Source organism: Pantoea sp. Acro-807 (assembly GCF_011752675.1).
Taxonomy (GTDB): domain Bacteria; phylum Pseudomonadota; class Gammaproteobacteria; order Enterobacterales; family Enterobacteriaceae; genus Pantoea; species Pantoea eucrina.
On sequence record NZ_VWXE01000002.1, the window covers coordinates 363029 to 381448 of the forward strand.

Sequence of the window (18420 nt, forward strand, 5' to 3'; positions counted from 1 at the left end):
AACGATTACATCTGCAAAAGGGCATAGCCCTGATTTTCCAGCGTGGAGACCGTAGTCGGGCTGGAGAGCGCATGGATCACGGAACGATCGATCCAGGCGTTGGGATAGTGGTGAAAGGCAACAGACTGATCGCATACGGACACTTTTACGCCCAGCTTATTCAGCGCATTGATCAGCGGCAGATTAGGGTTATCGACGCCATAAAACTGTCTGAAGTGGCTGTCATCCAGCGTGGCAGGCGTCGCATCACCGGTCATGGAGACAACAAATTCCAGCTGATCAACAGGAACGCCGGAGGCAACGTAGAGGTTAACCACGCGCGCAACCCGCTCCAGCCCGAGGTTAGGACGTTTGATGTCACCCTCATTTTTGGTGAGCTGGAAAACCACCTTATTGCTCAGGCCGGCCGCCGGCTTAAATGCGGCATCCGCTTCATAATGAATTTTGCCATAGCCTTCAATGGCGGGCGTGCTCCAAAATCCTTCGGGATCGGCAGGCTCAGCGGTAAAATGTTTCGCTACACGCTGATAGAGGTCGTCTCCTTTAATTATTCCTGCTCCGACCACGCCTCCCAGAACAGCAATCAGGGCATAGCTTACTGCTGAACGCATACATACTCTCCGGCATACACGGCACGTGTATTAACAGTTCATAGGGGGAAAAAAAGTGCCTTATCTATACCACAGCGCATGCGGAACGGCGTGACTGACCGGCGCGGTGTCATTACGCTTTAGTTGCGCGCAACATAATTAGCAGTGCTGATTAAACAGGGAATTCGATGGTCATCGCGGCAGCGCTGCAGAATAAGATGGCCGGGAAATCGGTTTATTTATGCTTACTGCACGGGTTGACGAACGGATCAATCCTGACCATTAATTTCTGTTAAGGTCCGTTTTTATCCCGCGCTGATGATAAAAAAAGCTGATGGAACAGAGTGATAGTTAAGGCCGGGCCAGCCCTGTTTTTCAGAGAATACCTGGAAAAATCCATGCCAGATTCAATATTTTTGAGCAACTTTACGTAACTTTGAATTCATCGCAGCATAACCTTATATCTGTCGCTGCATTACTGTTCAGTTTTTTGCGGCAAATCAGCGACTCATCGCTCTCCACGCTCTGTTTTGCGCTTCTGCGACCGCTCTCTTTGCAACCCGGCGGCCTGCGGTTAAGATAGCGACAGAGCAGAAAACCCGATTCACATCGAACATTTACCCTCTCTTCTGTCCGGCGACAGATGAGCATCATCAGGATCGAGGCATGTTAAACCGACTGCGTATCTCCGTACTGGCCACCCTCATTCCTGCGCTGCTGCTGACGCCCGCCTTCAGCGCACGCGCCGACCTCAGTGATAATCTGCCCGACATCGGCACGACGGCGGGTTCCACGCTATCGATTAATCAGGAACTGCAGATGGGCGATTTTTACGTGCGCCAGCTGCGGGCCAGCGCGCCACTGATTCAGGATCCGCTGCTGAACCAGTACATTAATGAGCTGGGGCAGCGTCTGGTCGCGCACGCCGGTTCAGTGCGCACGCCGTTTCACTTTTTCCTGATCCAGAATGACGAGCTCAACGCCTTTGCCTTTTTTGGCGGCAACGTGGTGCTGCACGCCTCACTGTTCCGCTATACCGATAATGAGAGCCAGCTCGCCTCGGTGATGGCGCATGAGATTTCACACGTGACGCAGCGCCATCTGGCGCGCGCCATGGAGGAGCAGAAACGCAGCGCGCCGCTGACCTGGGTTGGCGCGCTGGGTTCTATTCTGCTGGCGATGGCAAATCCGCAGGCGGGAATGGCGGCGCTGACCGGTACGCTGGCAGGCACCCAGCAGGGCATCATCAGCTTCACGCAGGGCAATGAGCAGGAGGCGGATCGCATCGGTATTCAGGTGCTGCAGCGTGCCGGTTTTGATCCGCAGGCGATGCCCGCTTTCCTGGAAAAGCTTGCCGACCAGACGCGCTTCTCCTCCCGCCCGCCGGAAATTCTGCTGACGCACCCGCTGCCTGACAGCCGTCTCTCTGACGCGCGCAACCGCGCAAACCAGATGCGTCCGGTGGTGGTACAGTCGTCGCAGGATTTCTATATGGCGAAGGTGCGTGTGCTTGGCATGTATCCTACCGGCCGCAATCAGCTCACCGACGATCTGCTGAATGAGTATGCGAAAGGCAATCTGCGTGAACAGCAGGCCGCGCAGTATGGCAAAGCGGTGCAGTTTCTGCAGGCCAAAGATTTTGCGAATGCTAAACGTACGCTGGCGCCGCTGCTGGCGAAACAGCCGGACAACGTCTGGTTTCTTGATTTGATGACCGATATCGATTTGGGGCTCAACCAGCCGCAGCAGGCGATCGCCATGCTGAGCAGCGCCCGCGGCGGCGGCACTAATCCGGTGCTGCAGCTCAACCTGGCTAACGCTTATGTGGAAGCGAAACAGCCCGCCAGCGCCAGCCGCATTCTTAACCGCTATACCTTTGCCCATCCGGACGATCTTAACGCCTGGGATCTGCTGGCGCAGGCGTCGGCGGCGCAGGGATTACGCGATGAAGAGCTGTCAGCGCGGGCGGAGAGCCTGGCGCTCAGCGGCCAGCTCGATCAGGCCATTACCGCGCTGGGCAGCGCCAGCGCACAGGTGCCGCTTGGCAGCCTGAAGCAGGCGCGTTATGACGCCCGTATCGATCAACTGCGTGAGCTGCAGCGGCGTTTCCGGCAGTATCAGAAAGGATAACGTCAGAGTCCGAGCGTCTCTTTAACAAACGGGATCGTCAGTTTGCGCTGGGCACTGATAGAGGCGCGATCGAGACGATCCAGCGTTTCAAACAGCGTGCGCATTTCACGATCGAGACGCTTCAGCAGAAAACGCCCGACATCTTCCGGCAGTTCAAAACCGCGCAGCCCGGCACGCAGCTGTAGCGCCTGTAATTTATCCTCATCTGAGAGCGGCTGCAGACGATAGATTTGTCCCCAGTCGAGACGGGAGGCCAGATCGGGCAGGCCAAGACTGAGCTGGCGCGGCGGCCGATCGCCGGTGATCAGCAGGCGGGTTTTACCGGTTTCCAGAATGCGGTTATAAAGGTCAAATATCGCCATTTCCCACTCCGCTTCCCCGGCAATACACTCAATATTGTCGATGCAGACCAGCGCCAGATTCTCCATGCCTTCCAGCACCTCCGGCACAAACCAGGTCCGCTTATCCAGCGGCACATAGCCTACCGCTTCATCGCGGGCAGACATTTCGGCGCACGCCGCGTGCAGCAGGTGACTGCGTCCACCACCTTCGCGCGACCAGAAGTAGAGATAGCTGCCGTGTTGCTGCGCCAGTGCGCCGCGCAGTGCGGCAAGCAGCGACGGATTGTCCCCTGGCCAGAAGCTGGCAAAGGTTTCATCATCAGGTAAGTAGAGTGGCAGTGAGAGCTGTGCCGGCGTGTTCAGAAGTACCTCAGCAAGTGAGCGGGCAGAAAACGGCGCAAGTTTATCACGATCCTCTGCAGAGATGAACCAGGCGTCCCTGCCCGGCGGCCGCGCTTAGCGATCCTGCTGCTCCTGCGCCTCCAGCACCACCTCTTCCGGACGTAAGATATTGATAACGCGGAAAATCAGCGCCAGCGCAACGCCGACCAGCGTGGCCAGCGCCATGCCTTTCAGCTCTGCCGCACCGATATGGACTTTGGCACCGCTCACGCCGATGATCAGGATCACCGAGGTCAGGATCAGGTTCTGCGCTTTGTTGTAGTCCACTTTTGATTCAATCAGCACGCGAATACCGGAGGCGCCGATCACGCCATACAGCAGCAGCGATACGCCGCCCATCACCGGCACCGGGATCGCCTGAATCGCTGCCGCCAGCTTGCCCACGCAGGAGAGCAGAATGGCAAAAATCGCCGCCCCGCCAATAACCCAGGTGCTGTAAACGCGGGTGATCGCCATGACGCCGATATTTTCGCCATAGGTGGTATTGGGCGTTGATCCAAAAAAGCCGGAGAACATGGTCGAGAGGCCGTTGGCGAACATAGAGCGGTGCAGCCCCGGATCGCGGATCAGATCTTTTTTCACAATATTTGCCGTCACGACCAGATGCCCGACGTGTTCGGCAATCACCACCAGCGCGGCAGGCAGAATGGTCAGCATAGCCGCCCACTCAAAGCGCGGCGTGTAGAAGGTTGGCAGCGCAAACCAGGGCGCGTTTTCCACGCTGCGCCAGTCAACAATGCCCAGCATTGAGGAGAGCGCATAGCCCACCAGCACACCAATCAGAATCGGGATGATGGCAAGAAAACCGCGAAACAGCACGGAGCCAAACACCGTAACCGCCAGCGTCACCATGGAGATCAGTACGGTGGTGCTGTCCGGTGCCGTACCTTCCGCCGGTAGCAGGCCCGCCATATTGGCCGCCACGCCTGCCAGCTCCAGCCCGATCACGGCGACAATAGCGCCCATCGCGGCGGGTGGAAACATCACGTCCAGCCAGCCGGTGCCCGCTTTTTTCACAATCAGCGCCACAATGCAGAACAGCAGACCGCAGAGGATAAAGCCGCCCAGCGCCACTTCGTAACCCAGCGGCAGCAGCAGCAGTACCGGTGAAATAAAGGCGAAGCTGGAGCCGAGATAGGCAGGAATTTTACCTTTGCAGATAAACAGATAGAGCAGCGTACCAGCGCCGTTGAACAGCAGCACGGTCGCCGGGTTAATATGAAACAGGATCGGCACCAGCACCGTGGCACCAAACATCGCAAACAGATGCTGCAGGCTGAGTGGAATGGTTTGCAGCAGCGGCGGGCGTTCGCTCACCCCAATGGCACGTCTCGTCATCGTATCCCCTTCCCTTCCTGTATGACAGGCGGTTAATTACTGTTTTTTTGTTAAAAAAAAGCCGACTCTCTGGTCGGCTGCTCAAATACTATGTCTTAAAAATGCTAATGCATATTCTGCCTGCAGCTGCAGGCCGGGCGTTGCCGGCGGCATTGGGCTCACGGTCAGCGCGGAGCGTACCGGCGCAGGCAGCGGTTTCGGGCACTGCCCGAAGGCAACGCGACCAGCAACATAGCCCGGAGTAAACATTATTTCGTTCCGAAGATCTTATCGCCGGCATCGCCGAGACCTGGAATGATATAGCCTTTCTCATTCAGCCCCTGATCGACTGACGCGGTATACAGCTCAACGTCCGGATGCGCTTTCTCCAGCGCGGCAATACCTTCCGGGGCCGCTACCAGTACCAGCACCTTGATGCTGCTGCAGCCCGCTTTTTTCAGCAGGTCGATGGTGGCAATCATTGAGCCACCGGTCGCCAGCATCGGATCGACAACCAGCGCCATGCGCTCTTCGATGTTAGAGACCAGCTTCTGGAAATAGGGCACCGGCTCCAGCGTCTCTTCATCGCGGTAGACACCCACCACGCTGATACGCGCGCTCGGCACGTGCTCCAGTACCCCTTCCATCATGCCAAGACCGGCACGCAGAATAGGAACGACGGTAATTTTTTTACCTTTGATTTGATCAACATCAACCGGGCCGTTCCAGCCTTCAATCGTTACGCGTTCGGTTTCAAGATCGGCGGTGGCTTCATAGGTCAGCAGGCTGCCCACTTCCGAGGCCAGCTCGCGAAAGCGTTTGGTGCTGATATCATGCTCACGCATCAGGCCCAGTTTGTGTTTAACCAGCGGGTGTCTGACTTCCACGATTTTCATGATTATTCTCCCGGAATTGAGTTGAGCTAAAAAAAAATCGCCGGATTATACCGCCTTTTTGCTTTTGCGCCACAGCGGATTGCGCAGGGGGATGGCTGCCTGTCCTGAGAATAGCGGAATCGCGAAAATCTGACATAACGAATATCGGGCGTGAGATCAGACTCGCAAACGTTTGCCTGCGCTGTTAGAATTGCCGCGCTTAATTTTTGCCACCAATCGCAATCGCGTGGGGATTCCGCAGTGACCGACAAAACCTCTCTCAGCTACAAAGACGCCGGTGTTGATATTGATGCTGGTAACGATCTGGTTGACCGTATTAAAGGCGTAGTAAAGAAAACCCGCCGCCCGGAAGTGATGGGTGGACTGGGCGGCTTTGGCGCGCTGTGTGCGCTGCCGCAGAAATATCGCGAGCCGGTGCTGGTTTCGGGAACGGATGGCGTCGGTACTAAACTGCGCCTGGCGATGGATCTTAAGCGTCACGACAGCATCGGCATCGATCTGGTTGCGATGTGTGTGAACGATCTGGTGGTACAGGGCGCCGAGCCGCTGTTCTTCCTCGACTACTACGCTACCGGCAAACTGGACGTTGATACCGCCTCTGCGGTGATCACCGGTATTGCCGAAGGCTGCCTGCAGTCAGGCTGTGCGCTGGTAGGCGGAGAGACGGCGGAAATGCCGGGCATGTATCACGGCGAAGATTATGATGTCGCTGGCTTCTGTGTCGGCGTGGTGGAGAAATCGGAGATCATCGACGGCAGTAAAGTTCAGGATGGTGACGTCCTGATTGCCCTCGGGGCAAGCGGCCCGCACTCCAACGGCTATTCGCTGGTACGCAAGATTCTGGAAGTCAGCGCCACCGATCCGGAACGCGAGCAGCTGGAAGGTAAATCGCTGGCCGATCACCTGCTGGCCCCGACCCGCATCTATGTAAAAAATATCCTGAGCCTGATTGAGCAGGTTGATGTGCACGCCATTGCCCACCTTACCGGCGGCGGCTTCTGGGAAAACATCCCACGCGTGCTGCCTGACAATACGCAGGCGGTACTGGATGAGCAGAGCTGGCAGTGGCCGGCGGTGTTCAGCTGGCTGCAGCAGGCGGGGAACGTCAGCCGCCATGAGATGTATCGCACCTTTAACTGCGGCGTCGGCATGGTGATTGCCCTCAGCCCGGATGAAGCAGACAAAGCGGTACAGCTGATGCAGGATGCCGGTGAGCAGGCGTGGAAAATCGGCGTTATTAAGGCGTCTGATTCCGCAGAGCGTGTGGTTATCAATTCATGAAAAAACTGGTTGTACTGATCTCCGGCAACGGCAGCAATCTTCAGTCCATCCTTGACGCCTGCGCCAGCGGGCGGATCAACGGCAGCGTTGCTGCCGTTTTCAGTAATAAAGAGAGCGCTTACGGCCTGACGCGCGCGCAGCAGGCGAGCGTGCCGGGCCTGGCGTTGTCGCCCGGCGACTTCCCCGATCGCGAAGCTTTTGATCGCCAGCTGATGCAGGAGATAGACGCCTTTGAGCCCGATCTGGTGGTGCTGGCAGGGTATATGCGCATCCTCAGCAGCGCCTTTGTTGCGCACTATCACGATCGCCTGCTGAATATCCACCCTTCCCTGCTGCCAAAGTATCCTGGCCTGCATACCCATCGCCAGGCGCTGGAGAACGGTGATAAAGAGCACGGCACGTCGGTGCATTTTGTCACCGATGAGCTGGATGGTGGCCCGGTCGTTCTGCAGGCGCGGGTACCGATTTTTCCCGGTGATGATGAAGCAGAAATAACGGCACGCGTGCAGCATCAGGAGCATGCCATCTATCCGCTGGCCATTAGCTGGTTTATGGATGGCCGGCTGGTGATGCGCGAAGGCAAAGCATGGCTGGATGGTCAGCCTCTGCCCGCAGAAGGGTACGCCCCGTAGGTATGTCAGGGGCGCATGAATGCGCCCATCCCCTAGCCCCCGTAGGGGGCGCATTTATGCGCCCCTGGGTTAGAACGCAATAACGCCCCGGTAACCGGCGTTAACCAAACCGGCCGGTGATGTACTCTTCGGTGCGGCGCACGCCGGGTGCGGTGAAAATCCGATCGGTTTCGCCGAACTCAATCAGCTGTCCCTGATGCATAAACGCGGTGTAATCAGACACGCGGGCCGCCTGCTGCATATTATGCGTCACCAGTACCAGCGTGAAATGCGCCTTCAGCGTGGTCATCAGCTCCTCAATCACCAGCGTAGAGATAGGGTCGAGCGCGGAGGTGGGCTCATCCAGCAGCAGCACTTCTGGCTCAATGGCAATTGCCCGGGCGATTACCAGCCGCTGCTGCTGGCCGCTGGAGAGCGTCAGCGCGTTCTGCGCCAGATGATCTTTCACCTCCCCCCAGAGCGCCGCCGCGCGCAGTGCGCGTTCGCACGCTTCGTTTAGAACGCGGCGGTCGCGCACCCCCTGCAGACGCAGGCCATACACCACGTTCTCATAGATCGATTTGGGAAACGGATTCGGACGCTGAAACACCATGCCGATGCGCCGCCGCAGTGCAGGCAGATCCTGCCCTGCCTGCATTACCGGCAGCTGGTCCAGCAGAATTTCTCCTTCGGTTCGGCAGCCGCTAATCATGTCATTCATACGGTTAAAACAGCGCAGCAGCGTGGATTTTCCGCAGCCGGATGGTCCAATCAGCGCCGTAATGCGGTTTTTCGGGATCTGCAGATCGATAGCGTTCAGCGCCTGGCGCTCGCCGTACCAGAGCGATAGCTTGTTTACGCTTAGCGCAATGTTCTCAGTGGACGTCATATTTCAACCTTGTTAGTGCGTCATCAGCCGGTAGCGTTCGCGCAGCCGGTGGCGCAGCACCATCGCCAGCAGATTCAGCGACAGAATAATCATGACCAGCAGCAGCGCAGTGGCATAAACCAGTGGCCTGTCGGCGTCGATGTTCGGGCTCTGAAAGGCCAGATCGTAAATCTGAAAGCCGAGGTGCATAAATTTGCGGTCGAGATGCAGATAAGGAAACACGGCGTCTACCGGCAGCTCCGGTACCATCTTAACCACGCCGACCAGCATCAGCGGCGCCGTCTCTCCCGCCGCGCGCGCCACCGCCAGAATCAGTCCGGTGAGCATCGCCGGCACCGCCAGCGGCAGTACCACCCGCCACAGGGTTTCTGCCTGCGTTGCCCCCAGCGCCAGCGATCCCTGACGCAGCGTATCGGGTATACGTGATAACCCCTCTTCTGTCGCCACAATCACCACCGGCAGCGTCAGCAGTGCCAGCGTCAGCGACGCCCACAGCAGGCCTGGCGTACCAAAGGTTGGGTTCGGCAGCGCACGGGAAAAGAAGAGCTGATCGAGCGTGCCGCCAATCAGCCAGACAAAAAAACCGAGACCAAATACGCCATAAACGATAGAGGGGACGCCGGCGAGATTCACCACGGCGATACGCACCAGCCGCGTCAGGGCGTGACGTCCGGCATACTCATGCAGCCAGACGGCAGCCACCACGCCGAGCGGCATAACGATGACCGACATCAGCACCACCATCAGCACCGTGCCAAAGATAGCCGGAAACGCGCCGCTCTCGCTGCCGCCTGCCGCCGGTGAGTCGCTGACAAACTGCCACACCTGCCGCAAAAAGTGCTGCGCTTTTTGCGACACGCTCATGTTATTGGGGTACCAGGCCGCGACGATCTGCGCCAGCGGGATAATATGTTCTGCGCCCTGCGCGTCGCGCAGGATCAGCGTATCGCGCTGGCTCGCCTGCTGCAGATGCGTCAGCTGCTCAGCCAGCGCGCTGAAGCGACGATGCAGCGCCGCGCTGTTGGCGTCGAACTCTGACTGCTGCTGCAGGCCAAAACGCTGTTCGCGCTGCTGCTCATCCGCCTGCTGCTGCAGATTTTCCAGCTGCGCATTGAGCCGCGCCATATCGATACGGCGGATATCCTCTGCCTGACGCAGCTGCTCCTGTACCTGCTGCAGACGCTGCTGCAGCAGCGCATCACGGTTGTGTGCGGTGAGCGTCTCATTGTCTTCCCGCAGCGCCACCAGCCAGCCGTAAGCGTTACCGCCGTTGCGCCGTTGCAGCACCAGCACGTCACGCGGCTGTTCCGCGCGCGCGGGCCCGGCGCTGTAAATGACGCGGAAATCGGGGGCGGCAAAATCGCGGTTGCCGGTTTTTACCAGGTAGCGCCATCCGGTACTCTGCCGCTCTGCCTGCAGCGTCTCGCCCAGCAGCGTAACCGGCGACGCGCCGGGAGCCTGAAACTGATAGCGATCCACCGGCTGCGGCCAGAAGGCGCGCACGCCCTGCCAGCCAAGCAGGCCGATCAGCAGCGTAAACGCCAGTAAACAGACGGCCACCGCACCCGCCGTCAGCCAGCGCCAGCGATCGTTCTGACGATGTGCGTTTTTCATCCCTGTCCCTCATGCTGGCCATAACGCCGGCGCAGCCGCTGGCGGATCACTTCTGCGACCGTGTTGATAACCAGCGTAAACAGCAGCAGCAGCAGCGCGCTGAGAAACAGGATGCGGTAGTGCGCGCTGCCCGCTGCCGCCTCCGGCATCTCTATCGCAATATTCGCTGATAGCGCGCGCAGCCCGGCAAACAGCCCGCCTTCGCTCACCGGCGTGTTGCCGGTGGCCATCAGCACAATCATCGTCTCGCCCACCGCCCGGCCAAAACCGATCATCAGTGCGGCAAAAATCCCGGCAGAAGCGCCGGGCAGTACGACCCGCGTCAGGGTCTGCCACGGCGTAGCACCCAGCGCCAGCGATCCCTGTCCGAGCGCCCCCGGCACGCTGAACAGCGCATCTTCCGCCAGGGTAAATATCAGCGGCACCAGCGCAAATCCCATTGCTACGGCGGCAACCAGCAGATTACGCTGTTCGTAGTGGATAAGCTGTTCACCGGCGTCCGGCCAGAGCCGGGCTGCCAGCCATAGCGTCAGCAGCGTGACCAGCAGCAGCAGCGGCAGAAGTAACAGCACCTCGACGCCCGGACGACGCCAGCGCGCCGGCAGACGCGGGCTCAGCACGCCGCACAGCAGCAGCGTAGCGGCCAGTATCACCGGCAGCAGCAGCACGCCCGCCAGCGCATGGCTGATATGCGGCGCCATCCAGATACCGGCAATCAGGCCGATCACCACGCTCGGCAGCGCGCCCATCATCTCAATGCCGGGTTTAACCCAGCGCCGCAGTCCCGGCGACATAAACCAGGCGGTATAGATAGCGGCAGCCAGCGCCAGCGGCGTGGCAAACAGCAGCGCCAGCGCGGCGGCCTTGAGGGTACCGATAACCAGCGGAACCAGGCTGAACTTCGCCTGATAGCTGTCACCGGCCGCGGTGGATTGCCACACCCAGTCGGCGTGCGGATAATTTTCATACCAGATTTTCTGCCACAGGCTACGCCAGGTAACATCAGGCCACGGGTTATCAATGCGGAACTGCTGCCAGCGCCCGGCGTGTTCGACGATCACGCCGTCGCCGCGCGGCGAAAAGGCGACCGCCTGAATGCCCGGCGCCAGCTGACGCGTGAGGATCGGGCCTGACTGTTTGCTGGCAAACAGGCTGAGTACGCCCTGCGCATCCCAGCTGGCAAATACCCGGCGCTGTGACTCGGTTGCCACACCCTGCGCCCCCTGCGAGCCGTGCCAGGTTTTAATTTTTTGCAGGCGCGGACCGTGCTCGCCGGTAATGGCAAACCACTGGCTGACACCGCGATCGTCTCTGATCAGCAGCGTCCGGCCACCCGCCAGCATATGCAGGCTCGCAACCGGCTGCGTCAGCGCCTGCGTTTCGCGCAGCTGTGCGCCCTCAGCGCTAATCTGCCACACCTGCAGCTGGCGCTCACGGCTGGTAAAGAGCTGCGTGCCGTCAGGCGACAGCAGCAGCTGGTCGGCATGCTGCTGCGGCAGCATAACCTGACTGACAGGCTGCTGACTGGCCAGCGTCAGCACGCTGATCCCCGACGGCGTCTGTGCAGCAATACGCCACTGCCCGTCGTCGATGTGCGCCAGCGCCATCTGGCTGACGGCACCCTGCGGCAGGCGCAGCGGCCGATCGCCCAGCGGAAAATACCACTCGCCGCGATCGTGCTCTATTCGCGGCTGCATCAATAGCAGTGCGCCCTGCACGTTGAGTAACACGGCATCAGCGGCGCTGCTGGTCACGGCGGCCTGCGGCGCGTCCGAAAGCGCCAGCGCCGGTCCGGCGGGGTCGCCGTTAAGCGGAATAAAACGCGCTTCATGACGACTGATGCGCCAGCCCAGCGTGTCGCTGCTACCCAGCGCCAGCGCCGGCGTTTTATCCCACAGCTGCTGGCTGAGCGCAGGCTGAAGCTGTGGCGCGCTGAACAGCGGCAGGACCACCCAGATAAGCCAGAAGAACAGCAGCAGCATCAGCAGCAATATTCCTGCGCCGCACGCCGTTACCATGCGCCGCACAAAGCGATCGATGGCGCGCCGGCGACGGTCATTAGATTCAACAGGAATATGGTTTATGCTCATGCCGGTCAGGGATTCAGATTAGAGAGTCGCTATGTTGCCCGTAGCGGATTGATAAGACAACTGTTGCGGTTGGACAAGCCTGCCATACTCTAGCAATAATGGTGAAGGAGACTGAGCGGAGCCGCACCACTGCGCGCCTTGCGCCGGACATATCGTCCCGCCACAGCATCACGGAGTCAGAATGGGTCAGGAAAAGCTGTATATAGAAAAAGAAATAAGCTGGTTATCCTTTAATGAACGTGTGCTGCAGGAAGCGGCGGATAAAAGTAACCCGCTGATTGAGCGCATGCGGTTTTTAGGGATCTATTCCAACAACCTTGAAGAGTTCTACAAGGTGCGCTTTGCCGATCTGAAGCGGCGCATTCTGATCAGCGAAGAGCAGGGTAAGCCCACTCCCCTGCGGCATCTGCTGAAGAAGATCCAGCAGCGGGTACTGAAGTCCGATCAGGAGTTTGACGCGCTCTACAATGAGCTGCTGCTGGAGATGGCGCGTAACCAGATCTTCCTGATCAACGAACGCCAGCTCTCACCCAATCAGCAGGAGTGGCTGCGCCACTATTTCAAACACCAGCTGCGTCAGCACGTTACGCCGATTCTGATCAACCATGACACCGATCTGATTGAGTTTCTCAAGGATGACTACACCTATCTGGCGGTGGAGATCATTCGCGGCGAGGATATCCGCTATGCGCTGCTGGAGATCCCGTCAGACAAAGTGCCGCGCTTTATCAACCTGCCGGCCGAGTCGCCACGCCGCCGCAAGCCGATGATCCTGCTGGATAACATTCTGCGCTACTGCCTGGATGAGATTTTTAAAGGCTTCTTTGACTACGATGCGCTGAACGCCTACTCCATGAAAATGACGCGCGATGCCGAATATGATCTGGTTACAGAGATGGAGTCGAGCCTGCTGGAGCTGATGTCCTCCAGCCTGAAGCAGCGCCTTACTGCCGAACCGGTGCGCTTTGTCTATCAGCGCGATATGCCCGATGCCATGGTGGAGATGCTGCGCCACAAGCTCTCTATCTCTAACTATGACTCCATTGTGCCGGGTGGCCGCTACCATAACTTCAAAGATTTTATCGGCTTTCCCAACGTCGGCAAAAGTAACCTGGTCAACCGGCCGCTGCCGCAGATCCGCCATATCGGCTTTGATGGCTTCCGCAATGGCTTTGACGCCATCCGCGATCGCGATGTACTGCTCTACTACCCCTATCACACCTTTGAGCATGTGCTGGAGCTGCTGCGTCAGGCGTCGTTCGATCCCAGCGTACTGGCGATCAAAATCAATATCTATCGCGTAGCCAAACACTCCCGCATTATGGATGCGATGATCCACGCGGCGCACAACGGCAAAAAAGTGACGGTGGTGGTTGAGCTGCAGGCGCGCTTTGATGAAGAGGCGAATATCCACTGGGCCAAGCGGCTGACTGAGGCGGGCGTGCACGTTATCTTCTCTGCGCCTGGTCTGAAAATTCACGCCAAACTGTTTCTGATTTCCCGCCGCGAAGGTGAAGAGGTGGTGCGCTATGCGCATATCGGCACCGGCAACTTTAATGAGAAGACTGCGCGCCTTTATACCGACTACTCTCTGCTGACCGCTGACGCGCGCATCACGAACGAAGTCCGCCGCGTATTTAACTTCATTGAGAACCCCTATCGCCCGGTTACCTTTGAACATCTGATGGTGTCACCGCAAAATTCGCGGGCCGTGCTTTATCAGCTGATTGACACGGAGATCGCCAATGCGCAGCAGAGTAAGCCGTGCGGAATTACGCTTAAAATCAATAACCTGGTGGATAATGGCCTGGTCGACAGGCTCTATGCAGCCTCGGCAGCCGGGGTAAAAATCAATCTGCTGGTGCGCGGTATGTGCTCGCTGATCCCGGACCTGCCTGGCATCAGCGAAAATATTCGCGTCACCAGCATTGTTGATCGTTATCTTGAGCACGACCGGGTGTATATTTTTGAAAATGGCGGTGAGAAAAAGGTGTTTCTCTCTTCGGCTGACTGGATGACGCGCAACATCGATTACCGCATTGAGGTCGCCGTGGCGGTGCTCGATCCGCGTCTTAAACAGCGGATTCTGGATATTATCGCCATTCTGTTAAGTGATACGGTTAAAGCACGTATCGTAGACAAAGAGCTGAGTAACCGTTATGTTCCGCGCGGCAATCGCAGGAAAGTGCGCTCGCAGCTGGCGATTTACGATTACATCAAGAGACTGGAACAACCCGAATAACGCCTATGCCAATTACTCCGAAGAGTACGCCGAAGCCGCAGGAATTTGCGGCCATCGATCTCGGCTCAAACAGTTTTCATATGGTGATCGCCCGCGTGGTGGATGGCGCCATGCAGGTTCTGGGACGCCTCAAGCAGCGGGTGCATCTGGCTGACGGGCTTGACGCGCAAAACCGGCTGAGCGAAGAGGCGATAGTGCGCGGCCTGAGCTGCCTGGCCCTGTTCGCTGAGCGACTGCAGGGCTTTAGCGCCGCCAACGTGACCATTGTCGGCACGCACACGCTGCGCATTGCGACCAATGCCGAAGAGTTTTTGCAGCGCGCCGCGGAAGTGATCCCCTATCCGATTGAGGTCATCTCCGGTAACGAAGAGGCGCGCCTGATCTTCATGGGCGTTGAGCACACTCAGCCAGAAAAAGGGCGCAAGCTGGTTATCGATATCGGCGGCGGGTCAACCGAGCTGGTAATCGGTGAGGATTTTGAGCCGCAGCTGGTTGAGAGCCGCCGCATGGGCTGCGTCAGCTTCGCTAATCTCTATTTCCCGAAAGGCGAAATCAGCCAGGATAATTTCCGTCGCGCCCGCCTCGCCGCTACGCACAAGCTGGAGACGCTGGCGTGGCAGTATCGCCTGCACGGCTGGCAATATGCACTGGGCGCCTCCGGCAGTATTAAAGCCGCCTGTGAAGTGCTGCTGGCAATGGGCGAGAAAGAGAAGCGCGTAACGCCTGACAGTCTCGATATGCTGGTCGGTGAAGTGCTGAAGCACAAATCCTTTGATGCGCTGAGCCTGCCGGGCTTATCTGAAGAGCGCAAAGCGGTGTTTGTGCCTGGCCTTGCGATCCTGTGCGGCGTCTTTGACGCACTGGCGATCCGTGAACTGCGTCTCTCTGACGGCGCGCTGCGCGAAGGGGTGCTCTATGAGATGGAGGGCCGTTTCCGCCATCAGGATATCCGCAGCCGCACCGCACAGAGTCTGGCGAACCACTATGTGATCGACAGCGATCAGGCGCGCCGCGTGCTGGAGACGACAGAGCAGCTCTATCTGCAGTGGCAGGAGCAGAATCCAAAACAGGCGAACCCGCAGCTGACCGCTCTGCTGAAATGGGCGGCGCTGCTGCATGAGGTCGGGCTGACCATTAATCACAGCGGTATGCAGCGGCACTCCGCCTATATTCTGCAGCACTCCAATATGCCTGGCTTTAATCAGGATCAACAGATGCTGCTGGCCACGCTGGTACGCTTCCATCGTAAAGCGGTGAAGCAGGATGAGATCCCGCGCTTTACCCTGTTTAAGAAAAAGCAGGTGCTGCCGATGATTTTTCTGCTGCGCCTCGGCACGCTGCTGAATAACCAGCGTCAGGCGACCACGCGCCCCGATGCACTGAAGCTCTCAACGGACGATGGTCACTGGACGCTCACTTTCCCGGCCGGTTTTCTCAGCCAGAATACGCTGGTGCAGCTCGATCTGGAGCGCGAGCAGGCGTACTGGAGCGATGTGACCGGCTGGAAACTGCTGCTGGAAGAGGAGTAACGCGGGCCGTCCGCCCGCTGTCTGACAATGACGATACGCCCTGATAACTGGTTTACAGAAAAGTATGATTTATCGCCGCCGCACTCTGAAGTGCGCGCGGCGCTGCCGAAGCTGACGCCGGGCAACGCGCTGGATCTCGGCTGCGGTAAAGGCCGCAACAGCCTTTATCTCAGCCAGCACGGCTTTAACGTCACCGCCTGGGACGCTAATCCGGCAAGCCTTGACTATCTGAATACGATTATTGCTACCGAACAGCTGCCGAATATTCAGACAGCGCTGTGCGATCTCAACCAGCTGCGCTTCAACGGCAGCTATCAGTTTGTGCTCTCAACGGTGGTGATGATGTTTCTGCAGCCGGAGACGATCCCGCAGCTGATTGCCGATATGCAGGCCAGTACGCAGAAGTATGGCTACAACCTGATTGTGGCGGCGATGAGCACCGCTGATTATCCCAATACGCAGGCGTTTCCGTTTACCTTTAAGTCGGGCGAGCTGAGCCACTACTACCGCAACTGGCACATCGTAAAATATAACGAGGATGTCGGCGAGCTGCACCGTCGTGACGCTGACGGCAACCGTATTAAATGTCAGTTTGCCACCCTGCTGGCACAAAAGGCGAGTTACTGAAGCAGGGCCGCGGTCTGCGGCCCCTGTCGCACGCATTCAATGCTTATTTTTCATACAGCGATTGACCCCATCCGGTAACTGTGACTAAATATTGTTATCGCCCTGAGGGGTATCAACAGGAACACCCGCGTGAACAGCGCCCTATCACCACGAAGACGTCCCAAAACCGGCACCATGACCCGCATCGTTTTGCTGATCAGCTTTTTTATTCTGGCTGGTCGCCTGATCTTTATCATTCCCGGTGCCATTGAGCATCATCAGCAGAAAAAGACCCTGCCGGAACCGGCAACGCTGAGCAGCAGCGAGACACGCTGACGCTGCGACTGGCGCCTTTGTTCTGCCCGTTCTGGCAGTAACACGCTACACTTTGTGCTGACTTTACAGACACAAAGGACGCGTTATGTCTGCCTCGCACGCACAACAACTAACCGAATCCCGCCAGCGCATTCTTTCACTGCTGCTGAGCAAACAGGACTTAGTGGATGTCCTGCTGGATAAATCCGTCGATCTCAACGCCGCAGAGCTGCGCGAAGTGGCCGCCTGGCGCCAGCAGCTGGAGCAGGAGCTGGCGCCGCTGCACGCCGCCGACCTCGCTGATATCCTGGAAGCGCTGCCGGAAGAGGAGCGCCGGGCGCTCTGGCAGCTGGTCCCCTCCGAACAGCGTGGCCGCGTGCTGGTTGAAGCCTCAGAGACCGTCTGGGAGAGCCTCACCGAAGGCATGAGCGACCGCGAGATCCTGCGCGCGATTGAACCGCTGGATATCGACGATCAGGTCTATCTGGCGCGCTATCTGTCGCGCGATCTCACCGGCCGCCTGCTGACCACGCTGGAGCCGCAGCTGCGCGCGCGCCTGCTCGATGTGATTGAGCTCGATCGCGACCGCGTAGGCCGCATCATGGATTTCAATATTCTCACCGTGCGCGCCGACGTCACCCTTGCCACGGTGCAGCGCTTTCTGCGCAAGCGCAGCAGTATGCCCAACGGCACCGATAAAATCTTTATCACCAATGCGCAAAACCAGCTGCTCGGCGAGCTGCCGCTGACCGATATTCTGCTCAATAAGCCCAAAACGCTGGTCGCAGATGTGATGAATCCCCGCCCCACTACGTTTCAGCTCAATGACAATGCCGAGGATGCCGCCAGCGCCTTTGAGCGCTACAACCTGATCTCTGCTGCCGTTACCGACGCCAAAGGCAAACTGATTGGCCGTATTACCGTTGAGGATGTGATCGATCTGGTTAACCAGGAGAATGAGAGCAACATCCGTAAAATGGGCGGGATCAGCCAGGAGGAGGATGTGTTTGCGCCGGTGCGTAAAGCGGTGAGCAAGCGCTGGACGTGGCTGGCCATTAACCTCTGCACCGCATTTATCGCCTCGCGCGTCATCGGCCTGTTTGAAGCCACGATTTCACAGCTGGTGGCGCTCGCGACCCTGATGCCGATTGTGGCGGGTATTGGCGGCAATACCGGTAACCAGACCATTACCATGATTGTGCGCGCGCTGGCGCTGCATCAGGTGGAGCCTGGCAACTTCTCTTTCCTGATCGGTCGCGAGCTGGGCGTGGCGCTGATCAACGGCCTGTTCTGGGGCGGCATTATGGGCGGCATCACCTGGCTGATGTATGACAATATTCAGCTTGGCGGCGTGATGATGCTGGCGATGGTGCTGAACCTGCTGCTGGCGGCGCTGATGGGCGTGCTTATTCCGCTGATCATGACCAAAATGAAGCGCGATCCGGCGGTGGGGTCCAGCGTGCTGATCACCGCGCTCACCGACACCGGCGGTTTCTTTATCTTTCTCGGTCTGGCCACGCTGTTTTTACTGCCGCACTGAGTCACGACAGCTGCGCCTTTATGCTGG

The 18420-nt window shown here is 58.4% G+C and carries 15 protein-coding genes; 8 read left to right on the forward strand and 7 right to left on the reverse strand.

Features of this window, described 5'->3' with window-relative positions; all coding sequences use genetic code 11:
• Positions 1–5: 5 nt before the first annotated feature.
• The gene (locus F3J39_RS08200; RefSeq protein ID WP_094111937.1) at positions 6–611 is read right to left on the reverse strand and encodes a DsrE family protein; all 606 of its coding nucleotides are present in this window, start codon (positions 609–611) and stop codon (positions 6–8) included.
• A 645-nt stretch (positions 612–1256) separates the two neighbouring features.
• On the opposite strand from F3J39_RS08200, the gene F3J39_RS08205 reads away from it, so the two are divergent.
• Positions 1257–2720, forward strand: a complete 1464-nt coding sequence (locus F3J39_RS08205; RefSeq protein ID WP_094111936.1) for a M48 family metallopeptidase — start codon at positions 1257–1259, stop codon at positions 2718–2720.
• 2 nt (positions 2721–2722) lie between these two features.
• Here F3J39_RS08205 and hda read toward each other — a convergent pair whose 3' ends face one another.
• The 3 genes from hda to upp form a co-directional block, all read right to left on the reverse strand.
• On the reverse strand, positions 2723–3424 hold the full coding sequence (gene hda, locus F3J39_RS08210) for a DnaA inactivator Hda (protein ID WP_211049497.1): 702 nt from the start codon (positions 3422–3424) through the stop codon (positions 2723–2725).
• Between the two features lie 93 nt (positions 3425–3517).
• Positions 3518–4801: a uracil permease gene (gene uraA / locus F3J39_RS08215; protein WP_104085278.1), complete on the reverse strand. Its 1284-nt coding sequence runs from the start codon at positions 4799–4801 to the stop codon at positions 3518–3520.
• Between the two features lie 248 nt (positions 4802–5049).
• The gene (gene upp, locus F3J39_RS08220) at positions 5050–5676 is read right to left on the reverse strand and encodes a uracil phosphoribosyltransferase (protein ID WP_039379551.1); all 627 of its coding nucleotides are present in this window, start codon (positions 5674–5676) and stop codon (positions 5050–5052) included.
• Positions 5677–5916: 240 nt separating this feature from the next.
• Between upp and purM the strand changes: the two genes are divergently transcribed.
• Positions 5917–6957 carry a phosphoribosylformylglycinamidine cyclo-ligase gene (gene purM / locus F3J39_RS08225; RefSeq protein ID WP_039379553.1) on the forward strand — a complete coding sequence of 347 codons (1041 nt, stop codon included), beginning with the start codon at positions 5917–5919 and terminating at the stop codon, positions 6955–6957.
• Entirely contained in the window at positions 6954–7589 is a 636-nt protein-coding gene (gene purN / locus F3J39_RS08230; protein ID WP_104085279.1) for a phosphoribosylglycinamide formyltransferase, read from the forward strand. The genes purM and purN overlap by 4 nt, the downstream gene beginning before the upstream one ends.
• A gap of 100 nt (positions 7590–7689) precedes the next feature.
• Here the strand turns inward: purN and pstB are convergent, their stop codons facing one another.
• From pstB to F3J39_RS08245, 3 genes are read right to left on the reverse strand one after another with little or no spacing between them, the layout of a single operon-like run.
• Entirely contained in the window at positions 7690–8457 is a 768-nt protein-coding gene (gene pstB, locus F3J39_RS08235; protein WP_094112267.1) for a phosphate ABC transporter ATP-binding protein PstB, read from the reverse strand.
• Positions 8458–8469: 12 nt separating this feature from the next.
• Positions 8470–10071, reverse strand: coding sequence for a phosphate ABC transporter permease PstA (pstA, locus tag F3J39_RS08240; protein ID WP_166714058.1), 1602 nt, complete (start codon positions 10069–10071; stop codon positions 8470–8472).
• A complete protein-coding gene (locus F3J39_RS08245) occupies positions 10068–12161 on the reverse strand; it encodes an ABC transporter permease subunit (protein ID WP_145339819.1) in 2094 nt (697 codons plus the stop codon). The genes pstA and F3J39_RS08245 overlap by 4 nt, the downstream gene beginning before the upstream one ends.
• Positions 12162–12342: 181 nt before the next feature.
• On the opposite strand from F3J39_RS08245, the gene ppk1 reads away from it, so the two are divergent.
• The 5 genes from ppk1 to mgtE all read left to right on the forward strand — a co-directional run bounded on the left by ppk1 (position 12343) and on the right by mgtE (position 18393).
• Positions 12343–14403: a polyphosphate kinase 1 gene (gene ppk1, locus F3J39_RS08250; protein WP_166714059.1), complete on the forward strand. Its 2061-nt coding sequence runs from the start codon at positions 12343–12345 to the stop codon at positions 14401–14403.
• 5 nt (positions 14404–14408) lie between these two features.
• Complete coding sequence (gene ppx / locus F3J39_RS08255; RefSeq protein WP_039379568.1) at positions 14409–15932, forward strand: exopolyphosphatase; 1524 nt, start codon at positions 14409–14411, stop codon at positions 15930–15932.
• Positions 15933–15959: 27 nt separating this feature from the next.
• Complete coding sequence (gene tehB, locus F3J39_RS08260) at positions 15960–16559, forward strand: tellurite resistance methyltransferase TehB (protein WP_071667903.1); 600 nt, start codon at positions 15960–15962, stop codon at positions 16557–16559.
• Positions 16560–16688: 129 nt separating this feature from the next.
• Positions 16689–16874 carry a YfgG family protein gene (locus F3J39_RS08265; protein WP_039379573.1) on the forward strand — a complete coding sequence of 62 codons (186 nt, stop codon included), beginning with the start codon at positions 16689–16691 and terminating at the stop codon, positions 16872–16874.
• Positions 16875–16959: 85 nt separating this feature from the next.
• Positions 16960–18393 carry a magnesium transporter gene (gene mgtE, locus F3J39_RS08270; protein ID WP_039379576.1) on the forward strand — a complete coding sequence of 478 codons (1434 nt, stop codon included), beginning with the start codon at positions 16960–16962 and terminating at the stop codon, positions 18391–18393.
• Positions 18394–18420 lie beyond the last annotated feature (27 nt).